This window comes from Pseudomonas sp. Kh14, from assembly GCF_900291005.1.
Classification (GTDB): Bacteria; Pseudomonadota; Gammaproteobacteria; order Pseudomonadales; family Pseudomonadaceae; genus Aquipseudomonas; species Aquipseudomonas alloputida.
This window is the reverse complement of record NZ_OLKJ01000142.1, coordinates 1-265: the sequence shown is the minus strand read 5'-3', so window position 1 is coordinate 265 and position 265 is coordinate 1. Positions and strand designations below refer to the sequence as shown.

The window sequence follows — 265 nt, the reverse complement described above, 5'->3', positions numbered from 1 at the left end:
GGCCTGCCCGCACTGGTGGTCTCGGCGTTGGCCAAGACCTATCCGGGGCTGCACGAGGTCATCGAGGAGCACGCCACCGAGGAAGGCCGCGCCAAACTGGCGCGACTGGAGCGGATGACCACCCTGGAGGCGATCCTTCGGTTCTTCCGGGCCGATATGGACACCTGGGTGCACCCACCCCTCGAAGATGTGCTCGCCATGCCGGCCGTCATGGAGGTTTTCGATGAGATCCGGTTAGGCCGCACCATGCCGGCCCTGCCGGTCC

At 66.8% G+C, this 265-nt stretch carries 1 protein-coding gene; it reads left to right on the top strand.

Annotation, left to right across the window (positions count from 1 at the left end; all coding sequences use genetic code 11):
* Positions 1-265 (top strand): lipase family protein (locus FQ668_RS27605; RefSeq protein ID WP_218570908.1); only part of this gene is annotated, 265 nt, incomplete at both ends.